This window comes from Streptomyces spinosisporus, assembly GCF_022698145.1.
Taxonomy (GTDB): domain Bacteria; phylum Actinomycetota; class Actinomycetes; order Streptomycetales; family Streptomycetaceae; genus Streptomyces; species Streptomyces spinosisporus.
Map to the genome: position 1 here is coordinate 422,874 of NZ_JALDAX010000001.1, position 26,847 is coordinate 449,720.

Annotated in this window: 21 protein-coding genes; 10 read left to right on the top strand and 11 right to left on the bottom strand. The window is 71.4% G+C overall.

Features of this window, described 5'->3' with window-relative positions:
- Nucleotides 1–21: 21 nt before the first annotated feature.
- From MQN93_RS01805 to MQN93_RS01825, 5 genes are all read right to left on the bottom strand, one after another.
- Entirely contained in the window at nucleotides 22–891 is an 870-nt protein-coding gene (locus MQN93_RS01805) for a carbohydrate ABC transporter permease (RefSeq protein ID WP_242707996.1), read from the bottom strand.
- Nucleotides 888–1,856, bottom strand: coding sequence for a carbohydrate ABC transporter permease (locus tag MQN93_RS01810; RefSeq protein WP_242707997.1), 969 nt, complete (start codon nucleotides 1,854–1,856; stop codon nucleotides 888–890). The genes MQN93_RS01805 and MQN93_RS01810 overlap by 4 nt, the downstream gene beginning before the upstream one ends.
- Before the next feature lie 20 nt (nucleotides 1,857–1,876).
- Nucleotides 1,877–3,142: an ABC transporter substrate-binding protein gene (locus tag MQN93_RS01815; protein ID WP_242707998.1), complete on the bottom strand. Its 1,266-nt coding sequence runs from the start codon at nucleotides 3,140–3,142 to the stop codon at nucleotides 1,877–1,879.
- Between the two features lie 237 nt (nucleotides 3,143–3,379).
- Nucleotides 3,380–4,630 (bottom strand): ROK family transcriptional regulator, encoded by a 1,251-nt coding sequence (locus tag MQN93_RS01820; protein ID WP_242707999.1) that lies wholly within the window; start codon nucleotides 4,628–4,630, stop codon nucleotides 3,380–3,382.
- Nucleotides 4,631–4,837: 207 nt separating this feature from the next.
- Nucleotides 4,838–6,091: an FAD-binding protein gene (locus tag MQN93_RS01825; RefSeq protein ID WP_242708000.1), complete on the bottom strand. Its 1,254-nt coding sequence runs from the start codon at nucleotides 6,089–6,091 to the stop codon at nucleotides 4,838–4,840.
- Nucleotides 6,092–6,666: 575 nt separating this feature from the next.
- On the opposite strand from MQN93_RS01825, the gene MQN93_RS01830 reads away from it, so the two are divergent.
- From MQN93_RS01830 to MQN93_RS01850, 5 genes are all read left to right on the top strand, one after another.
- Nucleotides 6,667–8,007 carry a radical SAM protein gene (locus MQN93_RS01830; RefSeq protein ID WP_016431883.1) on the top strand — a complete coding sequence of 447 codons (1,341 nt, stop codon included), beginning with the start codon at nucleotides 6,667–6,669 and terminating at the stop codon, nucleotides 8,005–8,007.
- Between the two features lie 217 nt (nucleotides 8,008–8,224).
- Nucleotides 8,225–9,718, top strand: a complete 1,494-nt coding sequence (locus MQN93_RS01835; RefSeq protein WP_242708001.1) for a cellulose-binding domain-containing protein — start codon at nucleotides 8,225–8,227, stop codon at nucleotides 9,716–9,718.
- 223 nt (nucleotides 9,719–9,941) lie between these two features.
- On the top strand, nucleotides 9,942–11,063 hold the full coding sequence (gene rsgA, locus MQN93_RS01840; protein ID WP_242708002.1) for a ribosome small subunit-dependent GTPase A: 1,122 nt from the start codon (nucleotides 9,942–9,944) through the stop codon (nucleotides 11,061–11,063).
- A 152-nt stretch (nucleotides 11,064–11,215) separates the two neighbouring features.
- Nucleotides 11,216–12,616, top strand: a complete 1,401-nt coding sequence (locus MQN93_RS01845) for a DNA-3-methyladenine glycosylase 2 family protein (protein ID WP_242708003.1) — start codon at nucleotides 11,216–11,218, stop codon at nucleotides 12,614–12,616.
- A gap of 5 nt (nucleotides 12,617–12,621) precedes the next feature.
- Nucleotides 12,622–13,125, top strand: a complete 504-nt coding sequence (locus tag MQN93_RS01850) for a methylated-DNA--[protein]-cysteine S-methyltransferase (protein ID WP_242708004.1) — start codon at nucleotides 12,622–12,624, stop codon at nucleotides 13,123–13,125.
- A 26-nt stretch (nucleotides 13,126–13,151) separates the two neighbouring features.
- Here MQN93_RS01850 and MQN93_RS01855 read toward each other — a convergent pair whose 3' ends face one another.
- From MQN93_RS01855 to MQN93_RS01865, 3 genes are all read right to left on the bottom strand, one after another.
- Entirely contained in the window at nucleotides 13,152–13,520 is a 369-nt protein-coding gene (locus tag MQN93_RS01855; RefSeq protein WP_016431877.1) for a PPOX class F420-dependent oxidoreductase, read from the bottom strand.
- A 166-nt stretch (nucleotides 13,521–13,686) separates the two neighbouring features.
- Nucleotides 13,687–14,169 (bottom strand): DUF456 domain-containing protein, encoded by a 483-nt coding sequence (locus MQN93_RS01860; protein WP_016431876.1) that lies wholly within the window; start codon nucleotides 14,167–14,169, stop codon nucleotides 13,687–13,689.
- Between the two features lie 69 nt (nucleotides 14,170–14,238).
- Nucleotides 14,239–15,228 carry a helix-turn-helix transcriptional regulator gene (locus MQN93_RS01865; protein WP_242708005.1) on the bottom strand — a complete coding sequence of 330 codons (990 nt, stop codon included), beginning with the start codon at nucleotides 15,226–15,228 and terminating at the stop codon, nucleotides 14,239–14,241.
- 445 nt (nucleotides 15,229–15,673) lie between these two features.
- Between MQN93_RS01865 and MQN93_RS01870 the strand changes: the two genes are divergently transcribed.
- Nucleotides 15,674–17,134 carry a protein phosphatase 2C domain-containing protein gene (locus tag MQN93_RS01870; protein ID WP_242708006.1) on the top strand — a complete coding sequence of 487 codons (1,461 nt, stop codon included), beginning with the start codon at nucleotides 15,674–15,676 and terminating at the stop codon, nucleotides 17,132–17,134.
- A gap of 76 nt (nucleotides 17,135–17,210) precedes the next feature.
- Entirely contained in the window at nucleotides 17,211–18,953 is a 1,743-nt protein-coding gene (locus MQN93_RS01875) for a pyruvate dehydrogenase (RefSeq protein WP_242708007.1), read from the top strand.
- 7 nt (nucleotides 18,954–18,960) lie between these two features.
- Here the strand turns inward: MQN93_RS01875 and MQN93_RS01880 are convergent, their stop codons facing one another.
- Nucleotides 18,961–20,322, bottom strand: a complete 1,362-nt coding sequence (locus MQN93_RS01880) for a helix-turn-helix domain-containing protein (RefSeq protein WP_242708008.1) — start codon at nucleotides 20,320–20,322, stop codon at nucleotides 18,961–18,963.
- Nucleotides 20,323–20,552: 230 nt separating this feature from the next.
- On the opposite strand from MQN93_RS01880, the gene MQN93_RS01885 reads away from it, so the two are divergent.
- The gene (locus MQN93_RS01885) at nucleotides 20,553–21,170 is read left to right on the top strand and encodes a hypothetical protein (RefSeq protein ID WP_242708009.1); all 618 of its coding nucleotides are present in this window, start codon (nucleotides 20,553–20,555) and stop codon (nucleotides 21,168–21,170) included.
- A gap of 98 nt (nucleotides 21,171–21,268) precedes the next feature.
- A complete protein-coding gene (locus tag MQN93_RS01890) occupies nucleotides 21,269–21,730 on the top strand; it encodes a hypothetical protein (RefSeq protein WP_242708010.1) in 462 nt (153 codons plus the stop codon).
- Here the strand turns inward: MQN93_RS01890 and MQN93_RS01895 are convergent, their stop codons facing one another.
- Nucleotides 21,731–24,748 carry an alpha-mannosidase gene (locus MQN93_RS01895; RefSeq protein WP_242708011.1) on the bottom strand — a complete coding sequence of 1,006 codons (3,018 nt, stop codon included), beginning with the start codon at nucleotides 24,746–24,748 and terminating at the stop codon, nucleotides 21,731–21,733.
- A gap of 216 nt (nucleotides 24,749–24,964) precedes the next feature.
- Between MQN93_RS01895 and MQN93_RS01900 the strand changes: the two genes are divergently transcribed.
- The gene (locus MQN93_RS01900) at nucleotides 24,965–25,414 is read left to right on the top strand and encodes an ATP-binding protein (protein ID WP_242708012.1); all 450 of its coding nucleotides are present in this window, start codon (nucleotides 24,965–24,967) and stop codon (nucleotides 25,412–25,414) included.
- A 101-nt stretch (nucleotides 25,415–25,515) separates the two neighbouring features.
- On the opposite strand, the gene MQN93_RS01905 is transcribed toward MQN93_RS01900, so the two are convergent.
- Nucleotides 25,516–26,559 carry a DUF2637 domain-containing protein gene (locus MQN93_RS01905; protein WP_016431867.1) on the bottom strand — a complete coding sequence of 348 codons (1,044 nt, stop codon included), beginning with the start codon at nucleotides 26,557–26,559 and terminating at the stop codon, nucleotides 25,516–25,518.
- Nucleotides 26,560–26,847: the final 288 nt, after the last annotated feature.

Consider the following 26,847-nt stretch of genomic DNA (forward strand, 5'->3'; position numbering starts at 1 on the left):
TCCAGGTCGTGAAGGGGACGGTCAGCCCTTGATGCCGGTCTGCGCGATCCCCTGGACCAGCCAGCGCTGGAGGAAGAGGAACACGAACACCAGCGGCAGGATGGAAATGGCGGTGGCCATGAAGATCAGATGGAAGTTGACGGTCTGGTTGGTCATGTACGAGGAGAGCGCGACCTGCACCGTCCAGGAACTGGGGTCCTGGCCGATGACCAGCGGCCACAGGAAGGCGTTCCAGCCGCTGATGAAGGTGATCGTCGCCATCGCCGCGAAGAAGTTCAGCGAGTTGGGTACGACGATCCGCCAGTACGCGCCCCAGTAGCCGAGCCCGTCCACGCGTGCCGCCTCCTCCAACTCCCTGGGGAAGCCCAGGAAGTACTGCCGGAACAGGAAGCAGGTGAAACCGCTGAACAGGCCCGGAATGATCAGTCCGCGGTAGGTGTCCACCCAGCCGAGGGAGGAGACCAGCACGAAGCTCGGCACGAAGGTGACGGCCGTGGGGACCATCAGGGTGGCCAGGACGGCGTAGAAGACCTTGTCGGCGTGCTTGTAGGGGATGCGGGCCAGGCCGTAGCCGGCCAGGGAGCAGATCAGCAGGGTGCCGACGGTCGTGGAGACGGCGATCACCGTCGAGTTCCACATGGCCCTGCCGAAGTCGACCGTGGTGTCGTCGAACAGCTCGCCGATGTTGCCCCACTGGAAGGAGGGGAGCAGCTTCCAGTTCTCGCCCGTGATCTCCGGGTCCGTGGACAGGGCGTTGCGCAGGATCAGATAGAAGGGGACCAGGAAGAGCAGTGCGGCGACGCCGACCGCGACGTACAGGCCGGTGTTGCCGATGACCTTACCGCGCTGTGCGCGGCGCGGCCTCCCGGTCTCGGGTGCGGTGGTGGTCACTTGGACTCCTCCCCCCTTCCGAAGCCCATGATCCTGCCCTGGAAGAGCGTGACGACGCAGATCAGCAGCGTGAGGATGACGGCGCCCGCGCTGCCGGCGCCGTAGTCCTGGTTCTCGCCGAGGGCCGTCTTGTACAGGACCATGAGCGGTGTCTGACCCCAGGTGGCCCTGGTCGTGATGATGTTGAAGAACTCGTCGAACGCCTGGTAGGCGGCGATGAGCAGCAGCAGGATCACGGCGGTGGAGGTGGCGCGCAGCTGGGGCAGGGTGATGTACCGGAAGGTCTGCCAGCCGGGCTTCGCGCCGTCGATCGCGGCCGCCTCGTACAGCTCCGGCGGGATGTTCTGCAGGGCCGCGAGGAACAGGATCATGTAGAAGCCGGCCTGCAGCCACAGCCGTACGGTCACGATGACCAGCCAGTACCAGGGCGGGTTCGGGTCGGACAGATAGGCGATGTTGTCGACGCCGAACCAGCCGAGCACCGTGTTCATCAGACCGAAGCGAACGCCGGTGAAGACGGACATCTTCCAGATCAGCGCGGCGGCGACGTAGGAGACGGCGGTGGGCAGGAAGAACACCGACCGGAAGAACGCCCGCATGAACCGCAGCCGGTGCACCAGCAGCGCGAGCCCCAGGGACAGCGCCCAGGTGAGCGGCACGATAAGCGCGGCGAACACCGTGAACGTCACCAGCGAACCGGTGAAGTTGGAGTTCTTCAGCATGCTCGTGTAGTTGTCGAAGCCGATGAACCTGCTCGGCGTGACGGTGAAGCGGGCGTCGAAGAAGCTGAGCCAGACGCTCCAGCCGATCGGTACGAAGACGAAGATCACCAGGCCGATGAGGAACGGGCCGGTGAAGAGCCAGAAGTTGAAGGCCGGGCTGCCCCGCAGGGCCCGCCGCGGCCGGCCCTGGGAGGCCTTGGCCGGGGCGGGGCGGGCAACCCCGCGCGTGGTGGTGGTCGACATGGCGTCGTCTCTCGGCCGGCCTAGCCGAAGAGCTTCTCGAGCTCGGCGTCGACCTTCTTCTCCGCGGTGCTCAGCGCGGCGTCCGGGTCGCCGTTCTTGCGGACGCTGTTGGCGAAGGCGTCCTGGACCGCCGTGATCATGGCCTGGGTCCAGCCGATGTTGTCGAAGTGCCCGTAGGTGTTGAAGAGCTTGACGCCCTCGGCGGGCAGTCCCGACTGGAGCTTGGTGGCGCCCTGCGCGATGGAGGTGCGCGGCGGGATGTGGAAGCCGTACGAAGTGGCCCAGTCCTCCTGGTACTTCTTCTGGTCGATCCACAGCCACTTGACGTACTCCTTGGCCGCGTCGACGTTCTTGCCCTTGGCGTTGACGAACATCGACCAACCGCCGTTGTAGACCGAGAGCTTGCCCGCGTCCCCGACCTTGGGGAAGGGGAAGACGCCGAGGTCGTCGCCGAGCGCCTTCTGCATGGCGGGCATCGCCCACATGCCGCTGAACTGGATCGCGCACAGGCCCTGGTCGATCGCGGACGGGTCCCAGTAGTCGGCCGGGGCGTCGAGGAGCAGGTTGCCGCTGGTGAACAGCGTGCGCAGCTGCTTCATGCCGGCGACCACCGCGTCCGTGTGGAAGGCGGGCTTGTTGTCGGCGGTCAGGGTGTCGGCGCCGGCCGACCAGATGAGCGGGTTGATGACCGCGGTGAGGTCGTTGCCGAGGTAGACGCCCTTGACCTTGTCCGTGGTGAGCTTGGCCGCCGCCTCGATCAGCTCGTCGAGTGTGGTCGGCACGTCGACCTTCGCCTTCTCCAGCATCGACTTGCGGTAGAAGAAGAACTGCGGGTCGTCGATCATGCGGACGCCGTAGATCTTCCCGTCCACCGTGTGCGACGTGATGTCGGCCTGGTTGAAGTCGGACTTGACCGGGTCGATGATGTCGCTGAGGTCGGCCACCTGTCCGCTCTTGACGAGCTGGATCTGCGGGTGGAACTCGAAGACGTCGGGCGCCTGCTTGGTGAGCAGCGCGGCGAAGAGCTTCGCCTCGAAGTTGCTGCCGGTGATCCAGCTGGTGCGCACATGAGTGTCCTTGTACGCGGCCGCGTACCGCTTGATGGCCTGCTCCGTGCCCGCCTCGCCGTAGGCGTGGAAGTACTGGACCAGCTGTTTGCCCGACCCCGATCCGCCCCCGCGCCCGTTGTTGCTGCCGCACGCGGCCAGCGTCCCGGCGGCCGCCATGCCCGCGGCAGCCCTGAACAGGGACCGGCGGGAGAAGTTGCTGTTGCTCATTGCCGACATGCTGACGTCCTTGTCTCGAGTGCTGCTGCGGCTCCACGCCTTCAGCGCTACGGCGCCCTGAGGCGCGACGTGCTGTGCGGTGCGGGGACGTTAGCCTTACGCCAATCCTTCGGCAAGGGGTTGGACGAAGCCTGCATGAAGCGTTGTCTGCGGTTCGGCATACCGAACAGGGCGGTGACACAAGGGGGTTGAGGGCCGCCGGACCGGGTGTGGTCGGCGGCCCTCTGTTCGCGGGTGCTACGGCGTCACGGTGCGGTTCTTACCGTGCTGCCGTGCCCGCTGCGGCGCGGGGCGCTGGCCCACCGACTGCAGCGCGCCCTCCAGGGCGAACGTGGCGGCGCCCAGGCACACCGGGTCCGTGGGGATGGGGGACAGGACGATCTCGGTGGCCGCCATCGGCCGCGGCAGCGCATGCCGGGCCACGCCCTCGCGCACCTCGGCGACCAGGGGCTCGCCGAGCGCGCTCGCGACCCAGCTGCTGAGCACCACCACTTCGGGGTTGAACAGATTGACCAGGTCGGCGATGCCGGCGCCGAGGTACTTGACGGTCTCGCGGACCACCTTGAGCGCCACCGGGTCGTTCTCGCGCAGCGCCTGCGCCAGCGCGTCGATGGTGGCCGTCTGGTCCTCGGGGTGCAGCAGGGTGCTGTCGGGGCACAGCTCCCGCAGCGTCAGCATGATCCCGGACGCGCCGACGTAGGCCTCCACGCAGCCGTTTTTGCCGCAACGGCACAGTCTGCCGTCCAGCACGATCGTGGTGTGGCCCCACTCGCCGGCGCTGTTGCTGACGCCCCGGTGCAGTGCGCCGCCCAGGACCAGTCCCGCGCCCACGCCGGTGCCGAGGTTGACCACCACGGCGTCCCCGCGCCCGCGCACCGCACCGAACCACAGCTCGGCCACCGCGGAGGCGCGCAGGGGGTTGTCCAGATACAGCGGGTAGGCGATGTGCTCGGTGAGCAGATCCAGCAGTGGCACGTCGTGCCAGTTCCAGTTCGGCGCGTACTCCGAGACGCCGGTCGCCCGGTCGACCTGTCCCGGCACGCTCACCCCGACACCGAGGACCCGGGCGCCCTCGATCCCGGCCTGCGCCACCACCGAGCCGACGGCGGCGGCGACATGGCCGACCACCTGCTCGGGCAGGCTCTCGCCGGGGCGGACGTCCTCGTCGGCGCGGGCCAGGACGTTGAGCGCCAGGTCGAAGAGCTCGACATGGACGTACGTCTCCGCGATGTCGACGCCGATCAGCGCGCCCCCCGACGCGTTGACGGCGACCAGGCCCCGGGGGCGGCCGCCCGCCGAGTCCTCGAAGCCGACCTCGGTGATCATCCGCAGGTCCAGCAGCTCGCCGACGAGGGTGGCGACCGTCGCCAGGCTCAGCCCGGTCGCGGCGGCCAGCTCCTGCCGTGAGGTGGGAGACTGGGCGATGATCTGGCGCAGCACCTCGTACCGGTTCGCCGTACGGATGTCACGCGATGTGCCGCGCCTCATCGAACTCCCCTCCCTGCCGGCACTCCTCCGGCGCGGCGCAAGGCTATGGTCTGCGGGAGACTTTCGACAAGGGCTTAGGAAAGGGGTTTGAGAAAGCCCCCTTCCCGCGCGCCGGGCGGTGCGGGCCTGCGTGAAGTCGCTGGATATCGCCGGAGAGCACCGAAGAGCACCGAAGAGCGCCGGAGAGCACCGGAGATCACCGGGGATTCAGCCCTCCAGTACGTCCCGCAGGAATGCGTTGGTGAACTTCCCCGCCGGGTCCAGAGTTCGCGTCAGGGCCCGGAAGTCGCCGAGCCGCGGGTACCGTTCGCGCAGTACGGTCGCCGGGGTGGTGAAGACCTTGCCCCAGTGCGGCCGTGCCTCGAAGGGGTTGAGGGCCTCCTCCAGTTGGCGCACCACCGGCAGCACGGCGCGGGTGTCCTCGATCCAGGTGAAGTGCAGCGCCACGGTGTCCCGTCCGTACGCGGGGCTGAGCCACTGCGGGTCGGCGGCCACGGTCCGCACCTCGCAGGTCTGGAGCACGGGCGCGAGCGTCGCACTGATCGCGTCGAGCGCATGCAGCGCGTCCAGGGCGTGCGGCCTCGACAGGAGGTACTCCGACTGGAGCTCCGCGCCGCTGCTCGGGACGAACTCGGCCCGGAAATGGGGCAGTCGCTCGTGCCAGGGCCCGGGCACCCCGAACTGTTCGGTGCAGTTGACCGCGGGCATGCCGGGCACCGGGTGCAGTTTCTCGGTCGCGGTCGCGGCCCACGGGAAGTCGGGCAGGGGCCGGTCGGTGCGCCGCTTGCGCCACACCTGCCGGAAGCCCGGCGCGCGCCAGTCGGTGAACAGGCTCACGCTGTACGCGGACGCCATGATCGTCTCGAAGGTCCCGAAGTCCAGCCCGTCCAGCGGGAGTTCGGTGAACAGGTGCTGCTCGACCTCGTAGGCGGGCTCCAGGTCGAGCGTCAGGGCCGTCACGACGCCCAGGGCGCCCAGCGAGGTCACGGCACCCTCGAAGCGGTCGTCGCCGCGGGCGATCCGTTCCGTCGAGCCGTCCGCCACGATCAGCTCCACCTCCCGTACGGTCGACGCGAGCGAGCCGTTGAGCACGCCCGAGCCGTGGGTGCCGGTCGCGACCGAGCCGGCGACGGAGATGTGCGGCAGGGACGCCATGTTGGGCAGGGCGAGCCCGCGGGAGTGCACCGCACGGGCCAGTTCCGCGTACCGGACGCCGCCCGAGACCCGTACTGTACGGGCCGCCGTGTCCACGTCCGTGACCGGCGGCAGGTCGGCGATCGAGACCAGGACACCCTGGGGGCCGGGCTCGGCGATCTCGTTGAACGAGTGCCCGCTGCCCAGCACCCGCACCTTCGCGCTCGCGCCCACCAGGGCCCGCAGCGCGTCGAGCGAGTGCGGCCGCTGCAGCTCCTTCGCCCGGTAGGTGATGTTGCCCGCCCAGTTGGTGACCGTGTCCGTCATGCGTGCCGCCCCTCCGCGGAGTAGGTGCGCGTTGACCGTTCCCTGCGCACCCGCCCACTTTAGAGAGCGTTTTCCGCATGCTTCACCTGCCGTCCAATGGGTGGGCCACTCCGTCGCCCGAGCGTCCCCAGGCGCTGCTCGCGATGCCCGCGGAGAACGTCCCGCAGGTCTTCCCGCCGGAGGTGCTCACCCAGCTCCGGGAGAGCGTGGCCGTCGCCCCGGACACGGCGGTCGCCGACTTCGACGACCCCGCATCCGGGACATCCTGGCCCGCACCGAGATCCTGGTCACCGGCAACGAGGTCGCGCGCCCGGGTCGCGTGGGCGCCGCGGAGGCGGGACGGTTCGTGCGCGGCGAGTGGTCGGCGTACGAGGTGGATCCGGAGGCGCTGCGGCGGGAGGCGTGAGACCTGCCACAGACCAGGGTCCGGGGGACCCTTGTGCCCGACCCGCTGTTTCCGCCAAACGCCTCCCTATCGGGATATATCGCGCATCACGTGGGGACCCGCCCCGGCCGTCGCGCGGGCAAGGGCATACCGTGAGGAGTCGTACGTCCGAACCGGGAGGAGCGTGGGGATGGGCAGCCGTACCGCACTGGTCGAGGATCTGATGGAGCGGTTCCCGCATGTACCGCGGGAAGCCGTCTTCAAGGAGGACCTGCTGCGAGGAGGCGTGGCCTTCGACCCGTCCGCGCTGAGCGACAACGAGTCCGGCGAGGTCAAGCCGAAGTCGTACTTCATCTTCTCCTTCGACCACGGGACCCTGCCGGAGCTCGGCGAGGCCGCGCTGCGGCGCCCCCCGGAGGAGATCATCCTCACCGGCGGACCGTACGACCTGCGCCGCACCGTCGTCTCCGTGCGCGTGAACCCGGCCTCGCCCTACCGCGTCGCCGCCGACGAGCACGGCGTGCTCGGCCTCTACCTGGACGGCAGGCGCATCTCGGACGTCGGCGTGCCGCCCATGCCCGAGTACTACCGGCACACCCTCTCCAACGGGAAGTCGGTCATGGAGGTCGCCCCCACCATCCAGTGGGGCTACCTCATCTACCTCACCGTCTTCCGCGTCTGCCAGTACTTCGGCGCCAAGGAGGAGTGCCAGTACTGCGACATCAACCACAACTGGCGCCAGCACAAGGCGGCCGGGCGGCCGTACACCGGCGTCAAGGACGTGGAGGAGGTCCTGGAGGCGCTGGAGATCATCGACCGGTACGACACCGCCAAGGCGTCCACGGCCTACACGCTGACCGGCGGAGCGATCACCAAGACCGTCTCTGGACGCGACGAGGCCGACTTCTACGGGCACTACGCCAAAGCCATCGAGGAGCGCTTCCCGGGCCGCTGGATCGGCAAGGTCGTCGCCCAGGCGCTGCCCAAGGACGACGTGCAGCGGTTCAAGGACTACGGCGTGCAGATCTACCACCCCAACTACGAGGTGTGGGACGAGTATCTGTTCAAGATGTACTGCCCGGGCAAGGAGCGGTACGTCGGCCGCGACGAGTGGCACAAGCGCATCCTGGACTCCGCGGACGTGTTCGGCGCGCGCAATGTCATCCCCAACTTCGTGGCGGGCGTGGAGATGGCCGAGCCCTTCGGGTTCAAGACGGTCGACGAGGCCATCGCCTCCACCACCGAGGGCCTGCGCTTCTTCATGTCGCAGGGCATCACGCCCCGCTTCACCACCTGGTGCCCCGAGCCGACCACACCGCTCGGCAGGACCAACCCCGACGGCGCCCCGCTGGAGTACCACATCCGGCTGCTGCAGGCCTACCGCCAGACCATGGAGGACTTCGGCCTGTCCTCGCCCCCCGGCTACGGCCCGCCCGGACCCGGCCGCGCCGTCTTCTCCGTCAGCTCCTTCATGGACAGCCTCCCGGCCCGGGACACGGTGGAGGAGGCGGCCGAGACGGCGGAGGTCTGAGCGACCCCTGGGCACGGTGAGTCGAAACATGGTCTCCTTGCGTACATGAGGCCGGAGTTGGGCCGCCCCCTGCGCCGCGCAGGTGTCCGCCGGGACAACTGAACACAGCGCTTGTCAGTTGTGAGAAGGACGTGAAAGGCTCCTGCCTGCCGCGAGGTTCCCCCCAACTCCTTTGCCGTCATGGTGAGTTGACCTCGCTCGTGGATGCAGGAGACCCATGCCCGACCTGCCGACCCCGAAGGACGCCGCCGAGGCCGCGCTGTTCTCCGAGTGCTGGGACGCGGTCCTTTCCTACGCCGATCTGTGCACCGCGGGTTCGGCCCCGGCCACCCAGCTCGCCACCGAGGCGTTCACGCTCGGTATCCGCGAGGTCCGTGCCGCCGGGACGACGGACGCCCCGGGCGGTGGTCGCCGCTCGCCCCGCCTCCCCGCGATACCCCTGCTGCTGACCGCCGTACGCACCACGGCGGCGGCCTGGGAGGCCGGGGGACGCGGACACGACCTCGACCCCGATCTGCGCCTGTGGCTCAACTCGGACAAGCCCGCGCGCTACACCGGACTTCCGCTGCGCCGCCCGCTCGCCCTGCGTGCGCTGCGCGATCTGCAGGAGCCGGACGCGACGCTGCTGTGGCTGGCCGAGGTGGAGGCGCTGCCGCTGCCCGTGGCGGCCCGCAGGCTCGGCCTCGACCCCGCCGTCGTCGCCGACGAACTCGCCCAGGTGCGCGGCCTGTTCCGCGACCGCTGCCGCCGTGCCCGGCGCGACACACCGATGGACACCGAGTGCCGCAGCTACGCCCGGCTCCTCGACGCGGTCACCCGCTCGCCCGCCGCCGACGTCCCGGCCGACCTCTCGCGGCACCTGGCCACCTGCGTGGAATGCGCCGAGGCCGCCGCCTGTCTGCGCCCGCAGGGCGGCGGACTGCCCGCCGCCCTCGCCGGAGGTGTCATCGGCTGGGGCGCGCTCGCCTATCTGGAGCGCCGGCGCCGTGCGGTCGAGGCGCGGCTCGGTGCCGGGCGCCCGGAGCGGGCCGGTGGTGAGGGCGGCGAGCCGGGCAACGGTACGAACCGTGCGCGCGTCCTGCGTGGCGGCCTGCTCGTCGCCGCCGTCGCCGTGTCGCTGCTCGCGCTGGCGGTGTCGCTGATGCCGTTCGGTTCCGGCGACGACGATGCCGCGGGGAACTCCCCGGCCGACAGCTCACCGGTGGCGGCGCCCCGCCCGTCCCTGCCCTCCGCCACGCCGTCGCCGTCCGCCACCGCGTCACCGTCGCCCACGCGCACCGAGCCGAGGGCCGGTTCCCGGGCGAAGAACTCCGACCCGGAACCCCAGGGCACCTCCACCTCCGCCTCCACCTCCACGGCCGCGGGCACACCGGCCCCCGACCGGAGCGAGCCGGCCGCCTGCACGGTCGCGTACCGGCTGGACAGCCAGTGGCCCGACGGCTTCCAGGCCACCGTCTCCGTCACCACCACCGACGCCCTCGACACCTGGCGGGTGGCCTGGTCCTTCCCGGACGGCCAGCAGGTCCGCCAGATATGGGACGCCACCGTCACGCAGAGCGGCTCGCGGGTCACCGCATCCGCCGCCGACTACAACCGCTCCGTCTCCGCCGGCGGCACCCTCTCCTTCGGCTTCCTGGCGACCTGGCAGGGCAAGAACTCACCGCCGTACGGCTTCACGCTGAACGGCAGCGCCTGCACGAAAACCGGTTGACGTCGTCCCGTCGCGACGGGATACCGTTGCGACGGCTCGACGTCCGCGCAAATCGACGACGAACGAGCAGAAGAAGACGAGCAAAGGAATGTCGAGGAGGTGTCGACCGATGGCTGTCATGGCGATGAGCGCTGCCCGCATCCAGTTCATCAAGTCCACCTCCGTGGCCGCCGGCTGACCGCATCGACCGCTGTGCCGGGGCCGCCCCTGTGAAGGGTCTGTCTTGACTTCCAGCTCCAACTCCAGTTCCACCTCTTCTTCCGATCTCTCCGCCTTCTCCGCGCTCGCCCCCTACGGCTGGGACGACGCATGGGCGGACGAGTTCGCCCCCTACGGGACCGAAGGCCTGCTGCCCGGACGGGTGATCCGGGTCGACCGCGGCCAGTGCGACGTGGTCACCGCCGACGGGCTCGTACGGGCCGACACCGCGTTCGTCACCCCGCACGACCCACTGCGCGTCGTGTGCACCGGCGACTGGGTCGCCGTCGAACCCGCGGGCAACCCCCGCTACGTACGGACGTATCTGCCGCGCCGTACCGCCTTTGTGCGCTCCACCTCCTCCAAGCGGTCCGAGGGGCAGATCCTCGCCGCCAACGTCGAGTACGCCATCGTCGCCGTGTCCCTCGCCGTCGAACTCGACCTCGGTCGTATCGAGCGCTTCCTCGCGCTGGCCTGGGAGTCGGGCGCGCAGCCGCTCGTCGTGCTCACCAAGGCCGACCTGGTGCCGGACCCGGTGACGCGCGCGCATCTGGTGCAGGACGTGGAACTGTCGGCGCCCGGGGTGAGCGTGCTGACGGTCAGCGCCGTCGACGGCGACGGGCTCGACACCCTCGTGGCGCTCGTCTCCGGGGGCACGTCCGTGCTGCTCGGCCAGTCCGGCGCGGGCAAGTCCACCCTCGCCAACGCCCTGCTCGGCGAGGACGTGATGGACGTGCAGGCCACCCGGGACGTCGACGGAAAGGGCCGTCATACGACGACCACGCGCAACCTGCTCGCCCTGCCGGGCGGCGGCGTCCTCATCGACACCCCGGGGCTCAGGGGCGTGGGCCTGTGGGACGCCGAGACCGGCGTCGGACAGGTCTTCTCGGAGATCGAGGAACTCGCCGCCCAGTGCCGCTTCCACGACTGCGCCCACAGCGCGGAACCGGGCTGCGCGGTCCTCGCCGCCGTCGACACGGGCCAACTGCCGGTCCGCCGCCTGGAGAGCTACCGCAAGCTCCTGCGAGAAAACCAGTGGATCGTCGCCAAAACCGACGCCAGGGCCCGCGCGGAGCTACGACGCGAGTGGAAGAGGAGGGGCGCCCAGGGCAAGGCAGCCATGGAGGCCAAACGGGGCAACCGCTGACGCGAGCCCCGGCTCGACGGCTGGGGCACCACCTCCCTCTACGAGGCCTCGGCTCCGTGGACGGGGCATCGGCTCCGTCTGCGGGGCTCCGCCCGCACCGTCGTGTCCGATTTCCGCCAGACCTGGGTGGTGGGGTGGCGGAGACTGGGGGTGTGAGGGATGAAGATGCCAGGTACGAGGCCGTGCGTAGTCGGGATGCTCGGTTCGATGGGGAGTTTTTCTTTGCTGTCCTGACGACCGGGATCTACTGTCGGCCCAGCTGTCCGGCGGTGACGCCGAAGCGGCGTAATGTGCGGTTCTTTGCGACGGCCGCTGCCGCGCAGGGCTCGGGGTTCCGGGCCTGTCGGCGGTGTCGTCCGGATGCCGTGCCGGGGTCGGCCGACTGGAACGTGCGTGCGGATGTCGTGGGGCGGGCCATGCGGCTGATCGGGGACGGGGTCGTCGACCGTGAAGGTGTGGCCGGACTGGCTGCCCGTCTCGGGTACAGCGCCCGCCAGGTGCAGCGTCAGCTCACCGCCGAGCTCGGGGCCGGGCCCGTCGCCCTCGCCCGGGCGCAGCGGGCGCACACCGCACGTGTGCTGGTGCAGACGACGGACCTGCCGATCACCGAGATCGCGTTCGCGTCGGGGTTCGCCAGCGTGCGGCAGTTCAACGACACCATCCGCGAGGTCTACGCGGCGACGCCCAGCGAGCTGCGGGCCACCGCCCCGAACGGAGGGCGCGGCGGCCGGCGCGCCACCGCCCCGAGCGCGGAGATCCCGCTGCGGCTCGCCTTCCGGGGGCCGTACCAGTCCGGCGCGGTCTTCGACCTGCTGGCGGACGAGGCCGTGCCCGGGGTGGAGGAGGTGAGCGGGCAGCCGGGGCGGCGCACCTACCGCCGTACGCTCCGGCTGCCGCACGGCACCGGCATCGTCGCCGTCGACGAACGGACCGGGACGGTGAAGTCCGCCTCCGGCTCCCATCCCGGCGGCTGGCTGGACGCCCGGCTGCACCTCACCGACCCGCGCGACCTGACCACCGCCGTCGGCCGGCTACGGCGGCTCCTCGACCTCGACTCCGACCCGTACGCCGTCGACGAGCGGCTCGGCGCCGACGAACGGCTCGCCCCGCTGGTCGCCGCCCGCCCCGGGCTGCGCTCACCCGGAGCCGCCGACGCCGAGGAGGTGGCGGTACGGGCCGTCACGGGGAAGGCGGGGGCGCAGCGGCTGGTGGCCCGGTACGGAAAGACCCTCGACGCGCCCTCCGGCAGCCTCACCCACCTCTTCCCGGAACCGGCGGTCCTCGCCGGAGCCGAACCCCACGGAGTGCTCGGCGCACTCACCGCCGCCCTCGCCGACGGCGCCCTGCGCCTCGACCCGGGCGCCGACCGCGAGGACGCCCAGGCGGCCCTGGCCGCACTGCCCGGCATGGACCCGGCGACGGCCGCCGTCATCCGCGCCCGGGCCCTCGGCGACCCCGACGTCGCCCCGCCCGGCCTCGACGTTCCCGACAGCTGGCGCCCCTGGCGCTCCTACGCCCTGCAACACCTGCGCGCAGCAGGAGAGTTGGACTGACCTCGATGACCACGCTCTGGACCCGTACCGACAGCCCCGTCGGCCCCCTGCTCCTGACCGCCGACCCGACCGGCGCCCTGACCTCCGTCTCCGTACCCGGACAGAAGAACGGCCGTACGGTGCAGGACGACTGGCGGCACGACCCCGCGCCGTTCGCCGCCGCCGAGGAACAGTTGGCGGCCTACTTCGCCGGTGAACTCAAGGACTTCCAGCTGGAGTTCAGCACCGCGGGCAGCGAGTTCCGCGAGCAGGTCTGGGCCGCCCTGGACTCCGTGCCCTACGGGGCGACCACGACGTACGGCGAGATCGCCGCCCGCATCGGCGCCCCCCGGGCCGCCGTACGCGCGGTCGGCGGCGCGATCGGCGCCAACCCGCTGCTGATCGTCCGCCCGTGCCACCGGGTGATCGGCGCGAACGGCTCCCTCACCGGCTACGCGGGCGGACTCGAACGAAAGGTACGGCTGCTCACGCTGGAGGGGAGCCTCCCGACCGTGCCGGACGTGCTCTGACACCTCCGTAGCCCGCCCCCCGGGGGTCAGTCGTCCAGGCCCCAGCTGTGGATCCGCCGCGGATGGACGCGGATCACCTCCTCGCTGAAGTGCGGGCCCAACTCGTGCGGCCCGACGAGGAGTTCGGCCTCGCCGCGGATGTCGATGCCGCGCACCCTCCAGGGGCGCACGCTGACGATGTCGTCGACGACCAGGGCCACCTTGGGGTTCTGCCGCAGGTTGCGCCACTTCTTGGTGCGGCCCATGGCCACACCGCCGATCAGGATGGTGCCGTCGTCCTGCGGGAAGAAGCCGACCGGGTTGGCCTGCGGCTGTCCGTGCGGGTCGACGGTGGCCAGCCGCCCCAGCCGCTGCGACTTCAGATACGCGCGCTCGGCCTCGCTGAATTCGCTCATGCCCCTCACCCAAACACGCCCGCCCCCACGAGCACATCGGACCCGCGCCCTGGTTCGTCCGTCCTACGCCACCTCCTTCCTACGCCACCTCCTGTCCTACGCCACCTCCTGTCCTACGGCGCCCCTGCCCACCTCAGCCCCTGCCCACCTCAGCCCCTGCCCCACGTCACCCCCAGATCACCGCCCCCAGCCACGCCCCGGCGATGAGCAGGCAGGTGAACAGCTCCGCCAGCACACTGGAGCCGCCCGAGCGCATGGCGGTCCGCAGCGCCGTCATCGCCTCGCGGTGGCCGCCGAGGCGCAGCCGTTCACACAGGTAGACACCGCCCATGAACCCCGGGATCGCGCCGAGGACCGGTATCAGGAAGAAGCCCGCGAGCGCCCCGACCCCCGCGAACACCCCCATGCGGGGCGTGGCACCGCCCGCGCGCAGCCGTCTGGGCGGCAGTGCCCAGCGCACCACCTGGGAGACGAACAGCGCGACGGTGGCCCCCACCAGCACCCACCACGCCACCGGCTGCGGATCCTTCAGCGCCCACCACAGCACCGCGGCCCACACGAGCCACGACCCCGGCAACCCGGGCACCAGCACTCCGCACAGGCCGAGCAGGAGGACCAGACCGACCAGCAGGAGGTCCCACACTCCCATCTGACCAGGGTGCAGGAGACGGGGAGAAGCCGCAGATCAGCCACGAAGCCGCAGATCAACCAGGCCGCCTCACCCGTTCCGGTCCCGTGCCACCCAGCCCCGTTCGTACGCATGCCACCCCAGCTGCAGCCGGGTCGTCACCCCGGTCAGCTCCATCAGCCGCTTCACCCGGCGCTGCACGGTCCTCAGGCCCAGGTCGAGCTGTTTCGCCACGCTCGCGTCCGTCAGCCCGGCCAGCAGCAGGGACAGCACCTCCAGATCCGTGGCGTCGGGGCCGTCGGGCTCCTGCTCGGTGACACCGGACGCGCCGATCCGCAGCGGCAGCGCGTCCCGCCACACCGACTCGAACAGCCCGGACAGCAGCTCCAGCAGCCCGCTCTCATGGACGACGAGGGCGGCCGGCTCCGCCGTGTGCGTGGTGAGCGGCACCAGGGCGAGCGCCCGGTCCGCCACCACCAGCTTGGTCGGCACCGTGTCCACCACGCGCACCTGCTCGTCCCGGCCGAGCGCGGCGGACAGCTCGGTGACGCCGTCCGGCAGGTCGAGCACCGAGCGCTCGACGACCACCCGGTAGCGCACCCCGCGCCCGGCCGCCTGCTCCTCCGCGTCGTTGTCCGGGCCGGTGACGACGGCCGGTGTGCCGGTGACCAGGGCGCACACCTCCTCGCTCGCCCCGAGCTGCAGCTGGAGGAAGCGCCGGCCGACCGCGGCCGCGCCGGTCACCACCTCGACCAGGTCGTGCACCGCGGGCTCGGCCGCCGCCGCCCGGTACTCCTCGGCGAGCAGGGCCACCGCCAGCTCCGCCTTCTCCAGCTCGTGCCGCTGCTGGGTCAGCAGCGCGCCGAGCGCCACCCCGGGCGGTGCCGCGACCCAGCGTCCCGGCCGCGCCGAGGACTGGGCGGCGAGGCCGTGCCGCTCGAGGCGGCGCAGCGCACGCTCGGTGTCCGGTTCGCCGAGGGTCAACCGCCGGGCGAGATCGGGCAGATCGGCCGCGCCCACGGACACCAGTGCCCGGTACGCCGACTCGTGTGTCTCGTCCAGCCCCAGCACGCCCAGCATCGGCCGCCGCCCCTCCCAGGTCCCATCGTGCGTCGCCGTGGCGGAAAACAGCCACGGCGCAAACCCGCCTCGGCACATCATCGCCGTAGCACCCGGCACTCTGCCAAGGTGTGGTCACGCCTGTGTTGATCAGCGTCTGTGTCCGGCGGGGGACCGGACGGCGACGCACAGCTGATCTCCAGGGACTTCGGCCACACTCGGAGCCCGACCGACCGCCGTCCTGGCGCGATCCGGTCGCCCCGAACGTGATCCGGGCCCGAGACGTGCCGACGCGCTCCGCCGGCGCGAAGGGGATCCGGGCCCGGGTCACCCGACGTCGCCGGGCGGTTCTCCCGTGGGGGGTGGAACCGCCCGGCGGCCTTGCCGTACCGCAGTTCGACCACTCACCCCCGGATTTTCCCGATGCCCCGTTTTCATACGGCCCGCGCGGTGGACAATTGGGGGCATGAGCCAGCAGGGGGGAAGTCCCACAGGTCACGAGGACGACTGGTGGGGGCAGTTGTACGACGAGGCCACCGAGGACACCGGCCCCACACCCGTGCCCGACACCCTGGACGACCGGTTCGCCTCGGCGGCGGGAGCCGTGGGAGGGGCCGGCAACGGCGGCATCGACCACAGCGGGACCGACCACAGCGGGGCCGACGAACGCGGGCCCGAGGCGACGTCGTCGCCGCTCCGCACCGGAATCGCCCCGCAGCGCACACCGTGGGAGCCCGCGCTGGCCATGACCGCGGACGAGCCCGCACCGACCGCATCCGCCGGCCCGGCGACGATCGCCTCCCCGGCCGGCGGCCACACCTCCACGGAGACCCCCGCCGCGGCGGACGCCGCCGCTCCGGCCGCCCGGGACGGGCAGCGCGCCGAGGAGGACCTGCTCGACGATCCCGCACCGCAGGCCCCCCGTACGGCCACCCGCGTCGACCTGCCCGCCCTCCCGTCGCACCCGGTGGACTACGTCGGCTCGGGCCCGCCCACCTACGAGGCCGAACCCACCGCGCTGCCCCCGGCCGACCCGGACGACCTCGACGACCTGGTCGCCGACACCGTCCTCGACGGCGCCCGCTACGGCGCCTGCACCCTGCGCGCCGTCTCCGTGCGCGGCGACTCCGCGCGCTACCGCGGCGAGCCACGCCGCGACTCCCTGCTGACCGCCCGCTTCGGCACCGGCGACCAGGCGCTGATCCTCGTCGCCATGGCCACCGGCGCCCGCGCCACACCGGGCGCGCACCGGGCGGCAGCGGAGGCCTGCCACTGGATCGGCCGCGCCGTCGGCCGCAGTCACGCCAGGCTCGCGGAGGACATCAGGGCGGCCCGGCGCGGCGACCTCAAGTCGGGTCTGCACCGCCTGACCGACCGCAGCCTCGGCAAGCTGCGCGCCAGCGCCGCCGAGCAGGGCATCGAGCCGGAGGAGTACGCCGCCACCCTGCGCTGTCTGCTGCTGCCCGCCGATCCGCAGTGCCGTACCCGCGTCTTCTTCGGGGTGGGCGCGGGCGGACTGTTCCGGCTGCGGGGCGGCGACTGGCAGGACATCGAGCCGCGGGTCACCGAGATCACCGGCGACCCCGTGGTCGGCTACGGCTCACTGCCCCCCGAGACGCCCGAGGGCGACCGCCTCACCATGGACCTGGGCATCACGACACCGCCCAGCCCCTACGAGCCCGCCCCCGAACCGCCTCATGAGCCCTTCCGGTTCCGTGCCTCCGTGGCCCACCCGGGTGATGCGCTGCTGATGTGCACCTCGGGCCTCGCGGAGCCGCTGCGCGGCGAGCCCGATCTCTGCCGCCACCTCGCGAACCGGTGGTGCGGACCCACCCCGCCCGGACTGGCCATGTTCCTCGCCGACACCCAAGTCCGGGTCAAGGGTTACTCGGACGACCGTACGGCCGCCGCCGTTTGGGAGGCGTGAGCGCCCGCGCTGTGGATTGATGGACCCGGAGGGATCCGAAAGTCGGGACCGCGGAGACCGAAGGGCACAGACAACCATGGCCAAGCAGAACGTCGCCGAGCAGTTCGTCGACATCCTCGCCCGCGCCGGAGTCGAACGGCTCTACGGAGTCGTCGGCGACAGCCTCAACCCGGTGGTGGACGCGGTACGCCGCAACTCCGCCATCGACTGGGTGCACGTCCGCCACGAGGAGACCGCCGCCTTCGCGGCCGGTGCGGAGGCCCAGATCACCGGGAAGCTCGCCGCCTGCGCCGGCTCGTGCGGGCCCGGCAACCTCCATCTCATCAACGGCCTCTACGACGCCCACCGCTCCATGGCGCCGGTCCTCGCCCTCGCCTCGCACATCCCGTCCAGCGAGATCGGCCTCGGCTACTTCCAGGAGACCCATCCCGACCAGCTGTTCCGCGAGTGCAGTCACTACAGCGAACTCATCTCCAACCCGCAGCAGATGCCGCGGCTGCTGAACACCGCCATCCAGAACGCCGTCGGGCTCGGCGGCGTCAGCGTGGTGTCCCTGCCGGGCGACATCGCCGACCAGCCCGCCCCCGAGAAGTCCGCCGAGACCGCGCTCGTCACCTCGCGGCCCAGCGTGCGCCCCGGCGACGCCGAGATCGACCGGCTCGTCGAGATGATCGACGACGCCCAGAAGGTCACCCTGTTCTGCGGCAGCGGCACGGCGGGCGCGCACGCCGAGGTGATGGAGTTCGCCGGGAAGATCAAGTCGCCGGTGGGGCACGCGCTGCGGGGCAAGGAATGGATCCAGTACGACAACCCCTACGACGTCGGCATGAGCGGTCTGCTCGGCTACGGCGCGGCCTACGAGGCCACCCATGAATGCGACCTGCTGATCCTGCTCGGCACCGACTTCCCGTACAACGCGTTCCTCCCCGACGACGTCCGCATCGCCCAGATCGACGTCAGGCCCGAGCATTTGGGCCGCCGCTCCAAGCTCGACCTGGCCGTGTGGGGCGACGTACGGGAGACGCTGCGCTGTCTGATCCCGCGGGTGAAGCCCAAGGGAAACCGGCGCTTCCTCGACCGGATGCTGAAGAAGCACGCGGACGCGCTGGAGGGAGTGGTGAAGGCGTACACGCGCAAGGTCGACAAGCACGTGCCCATCCACCCCGAGTACGTGGCCTCCGTACTGGACGAACTCGCCGACGACGACGCGGTGTTCACCGTCGACACGGGCATGTGCAACGTCTGGGCCGCGCGCTACATCTCGCCCAACGGCAGCCGCCGCATCATCGGTTCCTTCTCCCACGGCTCGATGGCGAACGCGCTGCCGATGGCGATCGGCGCCCAGTTCACCGACCGCGAGCGGCAGGTCGTGTCGATGTCCGGGGACGGCGGATTCTCCATGCTGATGGGCGACTTCCTGACCCTGGTGCAGTACGACCTCCCGGTCAAGGTCGTCCTCTTCAACAACTCCTCCCTCGGCATGGTCGAGTTGGAGATGCTGGTCGCCGGTCTTCCCTCCCACGGCACCACCAACAAGAACCCCGACTTCGCGGCCGTGGCCCGCGCCTGCGGGGCGCACGGGGTGCGGGTCGAGAAGCCGAAGGACCTGCCCGGCGCCCTCAAGGACGCCTTCAGGCACAAGGGCCCGGCCCTCGTCGACATCGTCACCGACCCCAACGCCCTGTCCATCCCGCCGAAGATCAGCGCCGAGATGGTGACCGGCTTCGCGCTCTCCGCCTCCAAGATCGTCCTGGACGGCGGGGTGGGCCGCATGCTGCAGATGGCCCGCAGCAACCTCCGCAACGTGCCCCGGCCGTGACGGCGCCTCAGCTGTCGTACGGCACCCAGGCCCGCTCGCCCGAGCCGTTCGTGCCGTACCAGTAGCGGGGCTTGCCCTTGATGCTGCTGGTGTGGAACGGGCGGCCGTGGTCGTCGATGCGCAGCGTGCCGCTGCGGCCCTGGGAGGACCAGTCGAGCTCCAGGTACCAGCGGGCGTCGTAGGCCTGCGTCGTCGCGTCGATCAGCAGCACCTCGGGGTCCTCGGCGGAGACGCGGTAGGGGAAGTGCACGGCGGGGATGGTGTGTTCGCTGTCCGCGCCGTCCTTCGGCCGGGCGACGGGCCGGTCCGCGTCGAGGTTCACGGTGAAGCTGCGGGGCGTGAGTTCGCCGCCGCAGCCCTGGTCCATGGCGTACGCGCTGCCGGCGGCCGGGTTGCCGCGGCTGACGACGCGGACCCGCAGCGCCTCGAGGACCACGGCCGTGGACGACCGCCCCTGTACGGAGACCTGCACCAGCGTCTGCCGCCCGTGCACGGCCCCCTGGGTCGCCGCCCAGGTCCCGGCGTCCTGCTGCACCGGGGGCGGCGGGACCGCGGCGGGCGCCTTGTCGATGAGGTAGTCGTGGCCGCAGCCGCTCTGCCAGACCTGGGAGTCCGCGTGCCAGGTGAGGGGGAGGCCCGTGGCGGGCCTGCCCGCGCCGGTGGGGTCCGCGCCCGGGGCGTGGGACGAGCCGGAGCCCTTCTTGCCGACTCCGGGTGACGCCGAGCCGTGCGAGGCGCCGGGGGAGGGGCTCGCGGACTTCTTCGCCTTCGGCTTCGACGAGGTGCCCGGTGCCGTGGAGTCGTCCGCGCGCGGGGCGACGGAGGTGTGCGGTCCGGCCGTGTCCGAGGAGCGGTCGGCCGACAGCGCGGACAGACCGGCGACGGTGGCGAGCAGCGCGCAGGCGACGGCCGTGGACGCCAGGATCCGCCGACGGCGGTACCAGGGGCGGGGAGCGGCCGGGGCGCCGGGCTGCCCCACCGTGACCTCGGGCTCGCCGGCCTGGGGCTCGGGCTCGCCGGGCTCGGGCTCGGGCTCGGCGACGTCGGGCTCGGGCCCGGCGGGGCGTGCTTCCGCTCCGGGCGCCTCCGCCGCAGTCGCCGCCGCAGCCCGCGGACGCTGCCGCGCCGCCACCGCGAGCAGCCACAGCCGGTGGAGTTCGAGCCGTTCCTCCGGAGTCGCCGAGCAGAAGGCCGCGAGCCGTTCCACGGGCGCGAAGTCCTGCGGTACGGCCTCGCCCGCGCAGTAACGGTGGAGGGTGGAGGTGTTCATGTTCAGACGGCGGGCCAGGGAGCCGTAGCTCCGGTCCGTGCGCGCCTTCAGCCGGCGCAGCAGCGCCGCGAACTCCTCGACGTCGTCCCGATTCTCCACATCGCCCCCGTCGTCCACTGTGTCCCGTATCCCAGGCACTCGTATACCTGCACGTCAGATGGGCTGGGATGGTTCCACCGCGACCGATCGGACGCCAGTCGTTGCGCCGGGCTCCCGTGGCGGCCGATGCTCTTGGTGTCGCACCGACCGGGGCCCTGCCGACCGTCGCGGCGGCATCCCACACTCATGCACCGATTCTCGACCATGCACTCGTACACGGGGGGACTTTCATGCCCAAGCGCACCCGAGCAGGCGCGCTCCTCACCATCGCCGCCGCGGGAGTAGCCCTCGGCACCGCGCTCGCCGCACCGGCGAACGCCGCCACCACGACGCCCGGCTTCCTCGCGGCCGGGGACCTGCCGCCGCACCCCTCCTCGTCGTGGACGGCCGACAAAGTCGCCGTCGGCGTACCGGAGGACACGGAGTGGGACACCTGCCTCCGTGCACTGCCGGGACACGAGTGGGCCTGGCACCGCGACTTCCGCACCGACCTCGACACGACCGCCCGGCAGATCACCGTCGTCCTGCCCGACGTCCGCTCCGCCACGTACCTGATGTCGGCCCTGGACCGGGACATCACGTCCTGCCCGGAGCGGATCGAGGGAGCCGACCCGGAGACCGAGGCCACCGTGAAGGACTACGGAAAGGTCTCCGTCGAGGAGGGCGCCCATGTCTACGGCCTGCACACCGAGACGTCCTGGGGAGCCACCGACGTCCGGCTGCTGGCGGCCGGCCGGGACGGCAGGACCGTCACGGTCGTCAACTGGGGCCAGATGGGCGGCTTCGAGGGCGCCCCGGTGAAGGCCTTCAAGAAGACGACCGTCACGGCCGTGAACAAGCTCCACTGACCGCTCCACCAGGGCCGCCCTCCCGCCACGGGGGTCGGGAGGGCGGCCCGGCGAACCATCTCGTCGACCACAGAACACGTAGAAAACGGGGAACCCACATGTCCAACAAGACCCGCACCGCCCTGACCGCCGGCCTCCTCGCCGTCGCCCTCGGCCTCGGCGCCACCGCCACCGCATCCGCCGGCACCCCGCGCAGCGTCAGCGGCAAGCCGTCCGACGACATCACCCGGATCGCCGACTTCTACGGCGCCTACATCGACGCGGTGACCGACGAGGACAGCGGCAACCTCGGCACCGCGCTGCGCGGCCACTACCTGACCGCGGACTTCCAGCAGGAACTGGCCGCCTGGGAGGACACCGAGCACGCCGACGGCGTCCTGCGCGCCCAGAACGTGCCGCTGGCCTGGAAGGTCACCGACCACGGCAGCACCGCGAACCGCACGGAGGCCGTCGTCACCCTCACCTGGAGCAAGGACACCACGACCAAGCTGGTGGTCGACATGGCCCGCGACAGCCGCCGGATCGACCACATCGGCGAGCAGGGCACCGCGGCCCGGTAGTCACTGCGGTCGCAGCCGCAGCGTCAGGATCTGGAACGGCCGCAGCTCGAAGCTCAAGTCGCTGACGTGCTGCGGCCGTTCGAGGAGATCCGTCACCTCGGCCCGGACTACCGGGAACCCGGGCGTCAGCGTGGCCCGCGCCCGCCCGCCCCGGGACTCGTAGAGACGTACCACGACATCACCGCTGCGGTCCTCGGCGAGCTTGACCGACTCGACCGTGACGGCGGGGTGGTCGACGCGGACCAGCGGCTCCACGGCTCCCGTCCCCGCCGTCCGCAGCGGCAGGTTCAGCGCCAGGCCCTCGGCGACGGCGTGCCCGACGTCCGCGCCGGGCAGCAGGGCGTAGGTGAAGCGGTGGGTGCCGAGGTCGGTCTCCGGGTCGGGGCTGTGCGGGGCGCGCAGCAGGGTCAGCCGTACGGTGGTGCCGAGTCCGGCCCCGTGCGGTGTACGGGTCACGTCGTGGCCGTACGTCGAGTCGTTGAGGACCGCCACGCCGTAGCCCTCCTCCGCCACCCGCAGCCAGCGGTGCGCGCAGATCTCGAAACGGGCCGCGTCCCAGGAGGTGTTGGCGTGCGTGGGGCGGTGGACATGCCCGAACTGGATCTCCGCCGTGGAGCGTTCGGCGTGCACGTCGAGCGGGAAGGCGGCTTTCAGCACCTTTTCGGACTCCTGCCAGTCGACGTCCGTCACGACGTCGACGCGCCCGCTCGCGGCCGCGAGCCGGATCTCCTGCGTGATCCGGGACTTCCCGAACGTCCGGGTCACCCGCACCGCCGCCCCGAGCGGCCCGTCCGCCACCAGCTCCAGCGACTCCACGTCCGTGAGGTCCGTGTGCCGGCGCCGGTAGTGCCGGTCGATGTCCCAGGCGTCGTAGGCGTTGGGGTGGTCGGGGTGCAGCTGGAGCAGATTGCCCGGGCCGCACAGGACCTCGCGGTCCGCGGCCAGGTCGCGCACCGAGGAGAGCAGCCCGCGCGCGTCGACGGTGACCCTCAGCCGGGAGTTCTCCAGCACGTACGCGCCGCCGTCGCGCGACGCCCGTACGTTCTCGTCCGCGGATTCCGCCGTGTCCGCGACCGCCGCGCCGCCGAGCCCGGGCACGTTCACCAGCGTGTCACCGACCACCTCCGTGCGCGGATACGGCGAGGCGTTCAACACTGCCGTCCCGCCCGTCTCCAGCGCCGCCACCGCCGCCGCCGTGAGGTCCTCCACCTCGGCCAGCACCCGGGCATACGTCTCCCGCGCCTCCCGGTGCACCCAGGCGATCGACGACCCGGGCAGGATGTCGTGGAACTGGTGCAGCAGCACCGTCTTCCACAGCCGGTCGAGCGCGTCGTGCGGGTAGGCGTACGACGGATTGCGTACGGCCGCCGTCGTGCACCACAACTCGGCCTCGCGCAGGGCGTGTTCGGAGCGCCGGTTGCCCTGCTTGGTCTTGGCCTGGGTGGTGTAGGTGGCCCGGTGCAGTTCCAGGTACAGCTCGCCCGACCACACCGGTGCCTGTGGCCCGTACTCCTGCTCGGCGGCGGCGAAGAAGGCGGACGGCTGCTCCACCTCGACGCGCGGTGAGCCCTCCAGGGAGCGCAGGCGCCGGGCCTTCTCCAGCATCTCGCGGGTCGGACCGCCGCCCCCGTCGCCCCAGCCGAAGGGGACCAGGGAGCGGGTGGCGCGGCCCTTGTCGGCGAAGTTGCGCTCCGCGTGGGCGAGTTCACGGCCGTGCAGCTGCGAGTTGTAGGTGTCGACGGGCGGGAAGTGGGTGAAGACGCGGCTGCCGTCGATGCCCTCCCACCAGAAGGTGTGGTGCGGCATCCGGTTGGACTGGTTCCAGCTGAGTTTCTGCGTGAGGAACCAGCGGATTCCGGCCAGTTTCGCGAGCTGCGGGAAGGCGGCGGTGTAGCCGAAGGAGTCCGGCAGCCAGATCTCCTCGGTCTCCACGCCGAGTTCTTCGGCGAAGAACCGCTTCCCGTGCACGATCTGCCGTGCCAGCGCCTCCCCGCCGGGCATATTGGCGTCCGACTCCACCCACATCGAACCGACCGGGGCCCAATTGCCGTCCCGCACGGCCTTCTTGATCCGGTTCCAGATGTGCGGCTGGTGCTCCTTCACCCACGCGTACTGCTGGGCCTGCGAGCAGGCGAACACCAGCTCCGGGTAGTCCGCGGCGAGCGCCGTGACATTGGCGAAGGTGCGCGAGGCCTTGCGGACCGTCTCGCGCAGCGGCCACAGCCAGGCCGAGTCGATGTGCGCATGGCCGGTCGCCGAGATCCGGTGCGCGCTGGCCGCGGCCGGGCGGGACAGGACGTCCGTCAGCGCGGCCCGCGCCCGGGCCGCCGTACCGGAGACATCGTGCAGGTCGAGGGCGTCCAGCAGGTCCTCCAGAGCGCGCAGGATCTCGTGCCGGCGTGGCCGGTCCATGGGCAGTTCGTGCATCAGCTCGGACAGCACCTCGACATCCAGCACCAACCGCCACACCTCCTCGTCGAGTACGGCGAGGTCGGCAGAGCGGAATCGGTAGATGGTCCGGTCCCCGGCGGTCAGCACATCGCCCAGTGGTGTAGGCGCGAAGCCGTGCAATACGGCCGGATTGGCGGCCGCCTCCAGGAGCAGATGCACCGGTTCGCCTCCGCTTGCCGGAGAGCCCACGGTCAGATGCCGGTTGCGCGGGTGAATTCCCTTGAGCGGCACGCCCGAGGCGTCGTAGAGCAGTCCCTCCGCCTGGAATCCGGGTCCGTCGCCGGTGAACCCGGGGTCGATCACCACCTCCACGCGTCGCCCGGCCCATTCCTCGGGCACCCGGCCGGTCAACCGGAACCAACTCGTCGACCAGGGCTTTCCCCAGGCCGAACCCGCCGTGAACGGCTCGTACGCGGCCTGCAGCGCCTGGTCCACGGGGACGGGCTCGCCGGGCACATGCCAGGCGGACAGGACCAGGGGCACACGCTCCGCGTACTGGGCGGGCCGTACGAACTGCCCCATGGCGCGCTCCAGGCGCTGCTCCACCAGAATCCGGTCGTCGTGCACGGCGGCTCCCTCGGCGCTCGGACGGTCGTGCCCACGGTGTCACCTACCCGGCCGGAATCGGCGCATCCGTGTCTCGACCCCTGGTCGTTCACCATTCGACATGACTGGGGCGTGTTCAGAGGGGCAAGCATCCTCGTGAACGTGTTCGACACGGAGGGGACCGACATCGACACGCGGGCGGGGGTCATGAAGAGGCAGGCGCGAGGGGGCGGTCCCATGGCGATCGGGGCCTTCTCGGCGAAGACGGCGCAGGAAGCGGCCGACGGCACGGGGCAGGTGCAGTCGTCCCAGTTGCGGCAGAGACTTCAGCGGGCGGACCTCAAGGCGGTACCGGAGGCGCGCAGGGCGCTGCGCGACCTGCTGCGGCAGTGGGGCAAACCCGGCCGCTCGGACGTGGCGGAGCTGCTCACCAGCGAACTTGTCACCAACGCACTCATCCACACCGACACCGACGCGATCCTGACGGCCACGGTCTCACCCCGTGGACTCAGGGTGGAGGTGCGGGACTTCGTGGCCCGCAGACCCAGACTGCGGATCTCGAACTCCGACGACGGCACGCACGGCAGAGGCCTGGTCCTGGTGCAGTCCCTCGCCGACGCATGGGGGGTCCGGGCGCACGGGGTGGGGAAGGTGGTGTGGTTCGAACTGGACGCCGGGGCGGCCTGACCGCGGCGGCCTGCGCGACCCGTTGCCCGGGGCACCTGACACCCCGGGCAACGGGAAGGGGCGTGACCCGCAGGTCACGCCCCTTCCCATGACGGCCGTTCCTAGCCGAACTGCTGCTCCAGGTCCTTGAGCTTGCGCTCCAGGGAGTCGAGGCGCGGCAGCGCCTGGGTGTCGTCCTCCGCGGTGAGGTCGACGGTCACCGGCTCAGCGGCTCCTTTGCGGACGGGCTGCAGGGACGGGCGAGAGCGCACGGGCAGCGGTTCCGCGTTCGCTATGGCAGGCTCCGCGGTGACCGAGGCGGAGGCGCGCTCCAGCGCCTGGGGTTCGGCCTGGCGGCCGCCGCCGCGGCCGATGAACCCGCGGTGGCCCCGGCTGATCGCCTTCAGCTGGGCGCGCTCCAGACGGTCGTGCTCGCGCCGGCGCAGCCGGTTGGCCTCCTTCTGGCGCTGGTCCTCGCGCACCTCGTCGACCGCCTCGTCCAGGCTGCGCACGCCCTCCAGGAGCATCAGCGACCAGGCCTTGTAGGTCTCGCGGGGGGCCCGCAGCCAGCGGACGATACGGATCTGCGGCAGCGGACGCGGGACCAGGCCCTGCTCGCGCAGTGCGGCGCGGCGCGTCTGCTTCAGCGCGCGGTCGAACAGCACGGCCGCCGAGAGCGACATGCCGGCGAAGAACTGCGGGGCGCCCGCGTGATCGATGCCCCTGGGCGCGTGCACCCAGTTGAACCAGGCCGCGGCGCCCGCGAACGTCCACACCAGTATCCGGGAGCCGAGCGCGGCGTCACCGTGGCTGGCCTCGCGCACCGCGAGCACGGAGCAGAACATGGCCGCGCCGTCCAGGCCGAACGGCACCAGGTACTCCCAGCCGTTGGAGAGGCCGAGGTTCTGCTGGCCGAAGCCGACCAGGCCGTGGAAGGAGAGTGCCGCGGCGACCGCCGCACAGCAGAACAGCAGGACATAGGAGGCGGTGCCGTAGATGGCTTCCTTGCGCCTGCGGCGCTCCTCGCTGCGCTCCCACGAGTCGTCCGTCTTCGCGTGCTCCCCCGACCGTTTGCTGCGCGCGAGCACCGCCACCGCCGCCAGCATGCCCAGGAGCAAAACGGCGCCCGGAAGCAGCCAGTTCAGCGATATGTCGGTCAGTCTCATCTGGGGTCCCTTGCATTGGGATAGGGCGTAACGCCCGCCATAGTGGCCCAATCCCACCGGCCCTCAGGGGGTTTCGGGGCAAGAGGCCGCCAAGGAAGTGCAAGGGGATGCCCATGGCGGCGTTCTGCTCGAACTGCCGCTTGAGGGGCGGGAGTTGAGTTCGAATAAGACTACCCGTCCGGGTGGTTCCACGGAAAGTTCCTGCGGCAAGTGAGGAAGTTGTGAATTACCCGTCACCGTGAGGGCGTCCCGTCCACCGGTGATCTTACGGGACGGCAGGCGCCGGGC